The sequence below is a fragment of the Allgaiera indica genome (assembly GCF_900106675.1).
Lineage (GTDB): Bacteria > Pseudomonadota > Alphaproteobacteria > Rhodobacterales > Rhodobacteraceae > Acidimangrovimonas > Acidimangrovimonas indica.
Genome location: NZ_FNOB01000048.1, coordinates 1 through 8848, shown reverse-complemented (window position 1 = coordinate 8848; position 8848 = coordinate 1). Strand labels below are relative to the sequence as shown.

9 protein-coding genes and 1 pseudogene are annotated in these 8848 nt (G+C 63.9%); 7 read left to right on the top strand and 3 right to left on the bottom strand.

The annotated features are described in order from the left end of the window. From BLV97_RS20180 to fahA, 3 genes are all read left to right on the top strand, one after another. Positions 1-537 (top strand): homogentisate 1,2-dioxygenase domain-containing protein (locus tag BLV97_RS20180; RefSeq protein WP_143037597.1); only part of this gene is annotated, 537 nt, incomplete at its 5' end. Beyond that, a complete protein-coding gene (maiA, locus tag BLV97_RS20175) occupies positions 534-1166 on the top strand; it encodes a maleylacetoacetate isomerase (RefSeq protein ID WP_035841099.1) in 633 nt (210 codons plus the stop codon). The genes BLV97_RS20180 and maiA, both read left to right, overlap by 4 nt. 11 nt (positions 1167-1177) lie before the next feature. After that, the gene (gene fahA / locus BLV97_RS20170) at positions 1178-2440 is read left to right on the top strand and encodes a fumarylacetoacetase (RefSeq protein ID WP_244521081.1); all 1263 of its coding nucleotides are present in this window, start codon (positions 1178-1180) and stop codon (positions 2438-2440) included. Positions 2441-2572: 132 nt separating this feature from the next. Here the strand turns inward: fahA and BLV97_RS20165 are convergent. Beyond that, positions 2573-3277, bottom strand: a pseudogene (locus BLV97_RS20165) (IS6 family transposase). A 9-nt stretch (positions 3278-3286) separates the two neighbouring features. Continuing rightward, entirely contained in the window at positions 3287-3616 is a 330-nt protein-coding gene (locus BLV97_RS20160) for a thiamine pyrophosphate-binding protein (RefSeq protein WP_035841103.1), read from the bottom strand. 349 nt (positions 3617-3965) lie between these two features. Between BLV97_RS20160 and BLV97_RS20155 the strand changes: the two genes are divergently transcribed. Genes BLV97_RS20155 through BLV97_RS20140 form a run of 4 tightly spaced genes read left to right on the top strand, consistent with a single transcriptional unit; the run spans position 3966 to position 7985 of the window. After that, positions 3966-4898 (top strand): cytochrome ubiquinol oxidase subunit II family protein, encoded by a 933-nt coding sequence (locus tag BLV97_RS20155; RefSeq protein ID WP_210184819.1) that lies wholly within the window; start codon positions 3966-3968, stop codon positions 4896-4898. Positions 4899-4900: 2 nt separating this feature from the next. Further along, positions 4901-7015, top strand: coding sequence for a cbb3-type cytochrome c oxidase subunit I (locus BLV97_RS20150; protein WP_081824994.1), 2115 nt, complete (start codon positions 4901-4903; stop codon positions 7013-7015). Continuing rightward, entirely contained in the window at positions 7012-7635 is a 624-nt protein-coding gene (locus tag BLV97_RS20145) for a cytochrome c oxidase subunit 3 (RefSeq protein WP_035841109.1), read from the top strand. Before BLV97_RS20150 ends, BLV97_RS20145 begins: the two co-directional genes overlap by 4 nt. Then, positions 7632-7985, top strand: a complete 354-nt coding sequence (locus BLV97_RS20140) for a cytochrome o ubiquinol oxidase subunit IV (protein ID WP_035841112.1) — start codon at positions 7632-7634, stop codon at positions 7983-7985. The genes BLV97_RS20145 and BLV97_RS20140 overlap by 4 nt, the downstream gene beginning before the upstream one ends. A 169-nt stretch (positions 7986-8154) precedes the next feature. On the opposite strand, the gene BLV97_RS20135 is transcribed toward BLV97_RS20140, so the two are convergent. After that, on the bottom strand, positions 8155-8613 hold the full coding sequence (locus BLV97_RS20135) for a hypothetical protein (RefSeq protein WP_035841114.1): 459 nt from the start codon (positions 8611-8613) through the stop codon (positions 8155-8157). Between the last annotated feature and the right edge of the window lie 235 nt (positions 8614-8848).

Genomic DNA, 8848 nt, shown 5'->3' with positions numbered 1-8848 from the left:
CCGCTGGATGTGGTGGCCTGGCACGGCAATTACGCGGCCTGCAAATACGACCTGCGCACCTATGCGCCGGTGGGCGCGATCCTGTTCGACCATCCTGACCCGTCGATCTTCACCGTGCTGACGGCGCCCTCGGGCCAGCCCGGCACCGCGAACATCGATTTCGTGCTGTTCCGCGAGCGCTGGATGGTGGCCGAGCATTCGTTCCGCCCGCCGTGGTATCACAAGAACATCATGTCGGAGATGATGGGCAATATCCACGGCATCTATGACGCGAAGCCCCAGGGCTTCGTGCCGGGCGGGATGAGCCTGCACAACATGATGCTGCCGCACGGGCCCGACCGGGGCGCGTTCGAGCATGGCTCGACCGAAGCGATGGTGCCGGTGAAGCAGGACAACACCATGCAGTTCATGTTCGAGACCCGGTTTCCGCAGCATCTGACCGAGTTCGCCGCCCGGGAGGCGCCGTTGCAGGACGATTACATCGACTGCTGGGACAGCCTCGAGAAGACGTTCGACGGCACGCCGGGGGTGAAATGAAACTCTACGGTTACTGGCGCTCCGGTGCGGCCTATCGGCTACGCATCGCTTTCGGCCTGAAGGGGCTGGATTGGGAGGACATGCCGGTCAACTTGCTAGCGGGCGACCAGCAATCGGAGGCGTTCCGGTCGTTGAATCCAATCGGCCTGGTCCCGGTTCTCGAACTAGATGACGGTGCCGCTCTGAGCCAGTCCTTGGCGATCCTGGACTGGCTCGATCGCAGCCATCCCGAGCCGCCGCTCTTTCCAGAGAACCCTGTCGCCCGTGCTCGGGTCATGGCCGCAGGGATGACGATCGCAGTCGACACACACCCACTGCAGAACGTCGGCGTGGTCAAGCACTTGAAGTCGGCTTACGGAGTCGACCAGCAGGGCGGCGTTGATTGGATGATCCATTGGATGGACCGCGGTTTCGCGGCCTTCCAGAAGATGTGCGAGCCCAACGCGCCATTTGCTTTCGGTGAAGAGCCGAGCTTTGCCGACATTTGCCTGATTCCACAGCTATACAACGCACATCGTTGGGAAATGGACCTGAGTTCATACCCACGTCTGACGGAGATCGAAGCCCGCTGTCTGGCCTTGCCGGCCTTCGAGGCTGCGAGACCAGAGAACCGGCCCGACGCAGCATGACGGAGAGACAAGTGACAAAACTGCTCACTTCTTGGGTGGAAAGCGCCAACCGAGAGGATGCCGACTTTCCGCTTAATAATCTGCCGCTCGGGGTGTTCTCGGTCGGCGACGGCGAGCCGCGCTGCGGGGTGGCGATCGGCGACCGGATCGTCGACGTGGCGGCGCTGGAGGAGGCGGGGCTTCTGGACCTGCCGGGCGGGCCGCTTCTCGATGTGCCGTTCTGGAACGAGCTGATGGAGGCGGGGCCGGAAGCCTGGGCCGCCTTCCGGGCGCGGATGACGGAACTTCTGGCCGAGGGCGCGGCGGAGCAGGCGCAGGTCGCGCCGCATCTGGTGGCGCAGGCGGACGCAGAGATGCACCTGCCCTTCCTGGTGTCCGAATACACCGATTTCTACGCCGGCCGGCATCACGCGACCAATGTGGGCACCATGTTCCGGGGCGCTGAGAACGCGCTGCCGCCGAACTGGCTGCACATTCCGATCGGTTACAACGGCCGGGCCTCCTCGGTCGTCGTCTCGGGAACGGATGTGCGCCGGCCGCTGGGCCAGTTGAAGCCGCCGCAGGCCGAAGTGCCCTATTTCGGCCCCTGCAAGCGCTTCGACCTCGAGCTGGAGATGGGCGCGATCGTCGGCCAGGCCTCCGAGGGGCCGATCTCGGTGGCCGAGGCGGATGCGATGATCTTCGGCTATGTGCTGCTCAACGACTGGTCGGCGCGCGACATCCAGGCCTGGGAGTATCAGCCGCTGGGCCCATTCCAGGCCAAGGCCACCGCGACGACCATCAGCCCCTGGATCGTGATGGCCGCGGCGTTGCAGCCGTTCCGGGCAAGCGGCCCCGTGCGCGAGAAGGAGTTGTTGCCCTATCTGCGCGAGCCGGCGCCGATGCTCTACGACATTGACCTTGAAGTGGCGCTGACGCCGGAGGGCGGCGCGGAAAGCGTGATCTCGCGCACCAATTACCGCGAGATGTATTATTGCTCGGCGCAGCAGCTGGCGCATCACACCACATCGGGTTGCCCGATGAATGTGGGCGATCTCCTGGGCTCGGGGACGATCTCGGGGCCCGAGAAGGACAATCGCGGCAGCCTTCTGGAGCTGAGCTGGGGCGGCAAGGAGCCACTGGAGCTGACGGGAGGCGCCACGCGCAGTTTCCTCGAAGACGGCGATACGCTGACGCTGCGTGGACACGCGCAGGGTGACGGCTACCGCGTGGGCTTCGGCGATTGCACCGGCAAGGTCCTCCCGGCGATGGATGTCCCCGACTGGGCGCGCTAACCGGCCCCGAGAGAACGACAGAATGGCCGGCCCCCGGGCCGGCGACAGGAAATGACGATTGGAGAGTAACATGGCGCTGAGTGCTGTCAGACAAACGCGAACTCGTCTCAGTTTCCCATCGCCGGTAGTGTGTTAGGGCGCAAAGAGGCCACGCCACTCGGCGAGAGCGGCGGCGCGGTTCAGCTTGAAATTCTGACGGCTGTAGAGGGCGCGCTCCTGGTTAAAGTGGTTATGGACCGAGGCATGGACGGATGCGAATTTCTGCGATGTTCGCATCTGCCGGAAGCGAAGCATTGCCCTCTTCCGCCTTCGAAACGGTTGGTGCGAATTCTCTGCCCGGTTGTTGGTCCACCGGCCAGTTTCTTGAAGATCAGATATGCCGAGTTCCCTCAGCGCCGCGCCGTATGACCGCATCAGGTCAGTAACAATCTCATCGGTGCAGCCGTGGCGTTTCAGTGATTTCTTCAAGAATTTCAACGCGGCTTTCTTGTCGCGCCGCTTCGTCACGAAGCTCTCAAGCACTTCACCCTCGTGATCAACTGCCCGCCACAGGTAATGCAGCTCACCGTTGATCTTCACGAAAACTTCGTCGAGGTGCCATCGTCAGCTGCTCGACCCCATCCCAAAAACCCGACGTTTTCGGACTTCCGCGGCGAACAGCGGGCCAAACCTGTTCCACCAGAATCGCACCGTTTCGTGGCTGATCTCGATGCCGCGCTCATGCAGCAGGTCCTCGACGTTGCGCAGCGACAGCTGGCAGCGAACATACATCATAACCGCCAAGCGGATGATTTCGGGCGACGTCTTGAAGTACCGGAACGGGGATCGCTGGGTCATCGTCGAACGCTACGCGACCGCCCTGCCCGCCTCAAGAATTTTGCTCTGACAGCGCCCCGGCTGGTGATCGAGCTTGGCGTCGTAAAGGCCGTTCAGCAGATGGATCGCGCCCGGCCCCGAGGTCGCGAGGCAGACGCCCACCTCGCCTGTCCACTTGGCGTGCGCGGCGGCCATGAAGGCCGCGCTTTCCTCGTGACGGGTCTGGACGAACTCGATCTCGTCGTCGCGGCCGAGGGCGGCGACCAGCCCGCTGATCCCGTCTCCGGGAAATCCGTAGATACGAGTGATCCCCCAGGCCTTGAGCCGCGTAAGCATGAAATCGGCGACAGTATCGGACATGGAAAGTCCTCCGTGTATCGGGTTGCGCACATCGACGGAAGAGCAGGGCTCGCGGCAGAGTTCCTGCAATTGAAAGTAACGCCTGCGCGAGTTTCGCGGTGCGCGCCGGTGGCCGCGGCCATCCCCTGGAAAAATTGTCGCCGCGCATCAGTACCTTCGCGCGAACGGGGCGTGGGCAACGCGCTCACCAACCTCAGGTTAATTTAGTTGCTTTCACGCAGATGCGATCCGGCGCACCGGGAACCTGCCCGAATGGCGGCGGTTTCATGCTCAAACGTCGCCGTCCCACGCCGGACAGACTGCCCCCACGCATTTGCGATTTTGCGATGCAGCGAGCTCGGAGCCCTGAATGCGAACGTCCCTGCCGCCGGTCCTGCTGGCCCTTTCCCTCCTCGTGCCGCCGGCGCATGCAACGCAACTCAGCTTTCTGAAACCGGCCGGTCCAGTGGCCGCGGCGCAAAGCGGTCACTTCTGGTTCGTCATCATCGCCATGCTGGTCGTGGTGGTGCCGGTTTTCATATTGACGCCGATTATCCTCTGGCGCTACCGCTACGGGCGCAGGAACGCATCCTACCGCCCGGAATGGAGCTTTTCCTGGGGCTGGGAGATCCTGCTCTGGGGCGGACCGATCGTGCTGATCCTCATTCTGGGGACGGTGCTCTGGGCCGAAACAGGACAGCTGGACCCCTACAAACCGCTCGGTCCCCATCCGCTCAGGGTCGATGTCGTCGGCTACGACTGGAAATGGCTGTTCATCTATCCCGACCTCGGGATCGCCACGGTCGACAAGCTCGAGATCCCGGTGGGGCGGCCGGTGGCGCTTCGCCTGACATCGGACACGGTGATGCAATCCTTCCTGATCCCGGCGCTTGCCGGTCAGATCTACGCCATGCAGGGGATGCGCACGAAGTTGAACCTCGAGGCGAGCCAGGCCGGGGCCTTTCTCGGCGAAAACACCCAGTACAACGGCACGGGCTTTCACGCGCAGAAGTTCACGACGACCGCGGCAAGCGCCGATGACTTCCGCAAGTGGGTGGGGTCGGCGCGGGCGGGGGCCCATGCGCTTTCTCCCGCGGTGATCCATGCGCTCGAGACCAAGGGGACGGACAAGGACATGGCGCGCGGGCTTCACCTCGGCGGGCCCTCCGACCTGGTGTTCCGCCTGCCGGTGGCGGACCTCTTCACCCGCATCCTCAGGGACGGGCCGGCCGCGCCGGCGCACGCGCTGTTGGCGGGGTCGCCCATCGCGGCCCCTGCAGCCCCCAAGCAGAAGGCAGACTGACCATGTGGCACGCGCTGCGGCTTTTCCTCTTCGGGCGTCTCGGCCTCGACAACATGCCGTTCGACGAAATCCTCAAGGCGCATGACACGACGGACCTCATCAGCGGTTGCATCGGCACCTTCGCCGCGGCGCTCGCCGTGGGCGGCGCGCTCGTCACGCTGTGGCTGATGACTCGCTACCGGCTCTGGGGAAAGTTCTGGAGCAACTGGGCCACCAGCGTCGATCACAAGAAGATCGGCATCATGTACATCGCGCTGGCGTGGATCATGATGCTGCGCGCCCTGATCGAGGCCGCGATCATGCGCGGACAGCAGGTGGCGGGCTACGGCGGCGGCGGGATGCTCAGCGGCGACCACTTCGGCCAGCTCTTTTCAACCCATGGTACTATCATGATCTTCTTCATGGCGATGCCGTTCCTCACCGGGCTCATCAACTTCGTCGTGCCGATGCAGATCGGGGCGCGCGACGTGTCCTTTCCCACGCTGAACTCGGTCAGCCTCGGCCTGACGGTCGCGGGCGCGCTGCTGATCATGGTCTCGCTGGTGCTGCAGCCGTTCTCCACCGGCGGGTGGAGCGGCTATCCCCCCTTCACCGAGGCGCGCTACAACCCCGGCCCAGGGCCCGACTACTGGATCTGGGCGGTGACGCTGTCGTCGCTGGGCTCGACCTTCACCGGCATGAACTTCGCCGTCACGATCTACAAGGAGCGCGCCCCGGGGATGAAGCTGATGCGGATGCCGCTGTTCACCTGGACTGCGCTATGCACCGCGATCCTGATGATCTTCGCGATGCCGCCCCTGACGGTGGCCACGGCGTTGCTCGCGCTCGACCGTTACGCGGGCTTCCACTTCTTCACCAACACGGCCGGCGGCGACATGATGAACTATGCCAACCTCTTCTGGCTGTTCGGCCACCCTGAGGTCTACATTCTCATTTTGCCCTCGTTCGGTGTCTATTCCGAGGTGTTCTCGACTTTCTCGGGCAAGACGCTTTACGGCTATTCCTCGCTGGTGATTGCCACGATGTGCATTGCGGTGCTGTCGTTCACAGTGTGGGTGCACCACTTCTTCACCATGGGACAGGGCGCCGACCTGAACGCGGCCTTCGGCATCGCGACGATGCTGATCGGCGTGCCTACGGGGGTGAAGATCTACGACTGGATGCTGACCATGTTCCGCGGGCGCGTACGGATGACCGTGCCGATTGTCTATGGTGTGGGGTTTCTGTTCCTGTTCTGCGTTGGCGGGATGAGCGGGATCCTTCTGGCCAACCCCTCGATCGACTACCAGGTGCACAACACCCTGTTCCTCGTCGCGCATTTCCACAACATGCTGATCCCCGGCCTGCTGTTCGGGCTGATCGCAGGCTACACGATGTGGTTTCCCAAGGCGTTCGGCTTCCGGCTGGACGACCGCTGGGGCTACCGCGCAGCCTGGGGTTGGATCATCGGCTTCATGATGGCGTTCTTCCCGCTCTACGTGCTGGGGCTGATGGGCATGCCGCGCCGGACCGTCTCGTTCCTGGAACCCGCCTACCTGCCATGGACGATCATCGCGCTGCTCGGCGCCTTCGTGGTGCTCTTCGCGCTCTTTTCACTCTTCATGCAGCTCTGGGTCTCGATCAAGAACCGCGAGGCGCTGGCCGTGCCGGTGGGCGACCCCTGGGATGGCCGCAGCCTCGAATGGTCGATGAGTGCGCCGCCGCCCGAATACAACTTTCCCGTCATCCCCGAGGTCAAGGGCCGCGATGCCTTCATGACGTTGAAGGAGGCCGGCGACGACCTGGGCGAGCCCGAAGGCGGGTTCAAGGACATCACCATGCCGGCGAATTCCGCGCTCGGCCCGTTCCTGTGCGTCACCGGCACCGCTACCGCCTTCGGTCTGGTCTGGTACATCTGGTGGCTGGCCCTGCTGGGCGCCGCCGCCTCGTTCCTCGCCGTGGTCCTGCGCGGCTTTGCCCGCAACACCGAGCGAACGATCCCGGCCGCCGAGGTGCGCCGGAGCTGGGAGCGCTGGCGCGACCGCGCCATGAGCGCGCCGCGCGTCCCGCGCGCAGACGAGCTGACCGACGCGAACCGCGGCCATGCCGTGCCCGCTAAGCAGGAGATCGTCGCATGAGCCGCGCCCCCACCCGCCACCCCGGCCTCAATCTCGGTCCCTCGCACCAGTCCGCCGACGATGCCGCCTCGGTCGAGGTGTTCGGCTTCTGGGTCTTCATGATGAGCGATGCGGTGGTGTTCGGCCTGCTCTTCGCCACTTACGCCGTCATGGTCGGGCGAACCGCCGGGGGGCCGGGTCCGTCCGAGCTTTACGACCTCAAGTCGGTCTTCATCGAGACGCTGGCCCTGCTGACAAGTTCCATGACCTTCGGCATCGGCGCGACCATGATGAAGCACGGCAACCGCGCGGGCTGGCTGGTGTTCTGGCTGGTGGCCTCCTTCGCGCTGGCGGCGCTCTTCCTCGGCTTCGAGCTGCACGATTTCGTCGACATGGTCCACAAGGGCGGGGTGCCGCAGCGCTCCGGCTACTTGTCGGCCTTCTGGGCGCTGGTCCCGCTGCACGGGCTTCACGTCACGATGGCCTGCATCTGGATGGGCGCGATCCTGTTGCAGATGGCGAAATACGGGCTCGACGATGCGGTGAAGACGGCGGTGCTCCGCCTTGGAATCCTGTGGCATTTCCTCGATATCGTCTGGATCGCGATCTTTACCGTCGTCTATGTCGGAGGTCTGGCATGAGCCGGTCGCGCATTGATCTTCCCCCCGAGTCCGACCCTGCGGCGACCCACACGTCCGAGGCACGCGAGGAGCGGCGCAACTATTACCTCGGCTATGTGCTGGCGCTGGTGCTGACCCTTCCCGTCTTTGCGATCACGGGATTTCATCTGCTGCCGACGAAAGAAATCTACTGGGTCGCCGGCGCCGCGGCTCTAGTCCAGATGGTGGTCCATTTCCGCTATTTCCTGAACATCCGGTTCAAGGGGCAGACGCGCGAGGACCTGCACCTTATCCTGTTCACGACGCTGATCCTCGGGCTGATGGTCGGCGGCACGATCTGGATCCTGTTCAACCTCGCGGGCCGGATGTAATGGCGTTCGCGCGTCATTCCTCCTGGTAGACCAGAATATTCCTGCGGGCCATCTCGGAGTGCTCCACCTCGATCCGGCCACAGAGCTGTGCCGCGGGATCGCCCGCGCGGCGCGATGGGCCGGGTTTTGCGGTGGCGTTCACAGAGTAACGCTCCGGCGTGGCTTGCGATTACCCACAACTCCCCCCGCCGTTCAATTCGGCGCCGATCTGGATGTCGGCGAGGCGGCGTAGTCCGCGCCAGACGACGGTATTTCCTGGCGGAGGATCGGAAGCTCTGGCGAGATATCCGCCCAGGCGCGCGAGCTTTGTGAGGTAGAGCCGGAGGGTTCGCGGTTTTGCGCCGCGATTGCCCGTGTCGCTCACGAGCCGGTCGAGGATGGCGATTTCGGTTCTGGTGAGTGCGGTGGTCGGATCGGCGTCGGGGTCTGCGCGCGCGACCATGGTCGTCCAGAGCGCCCGCCAGCTGACGATGCAGACCAGGGCGACGAGATTGGCAAGGCGGTCCGCGGTGCGCAGTTTCGCATCCTCGGCCCGGCAACCGGATTTGAGGATTTTGTGAAAGAGCTCGATCTTCCAGCGCATGGCGTACCACTCGATCTTCTCGATCGCCGCATCGAGTGAATGCACGTCTGTCCGTCGTCAGATGATTTGGGACACGAGGGCCTGATCGAGAACGGAGGGCCTGGCTCGTTGTGGTTTCAGTTTATGCCGCGATCTGGCGATGCGAGCCAAGCGGCGCTTCTCGATGGTTTTGGCTTTGATCTCCTTGACCTGCCCCTATTTTCAGGGCCACTCGTAAGTCGAGTTTGTTCTGCATTTGTGTGCCATCATTCGGCGGCGTGAGCAATGGGCGCAGGCGCGG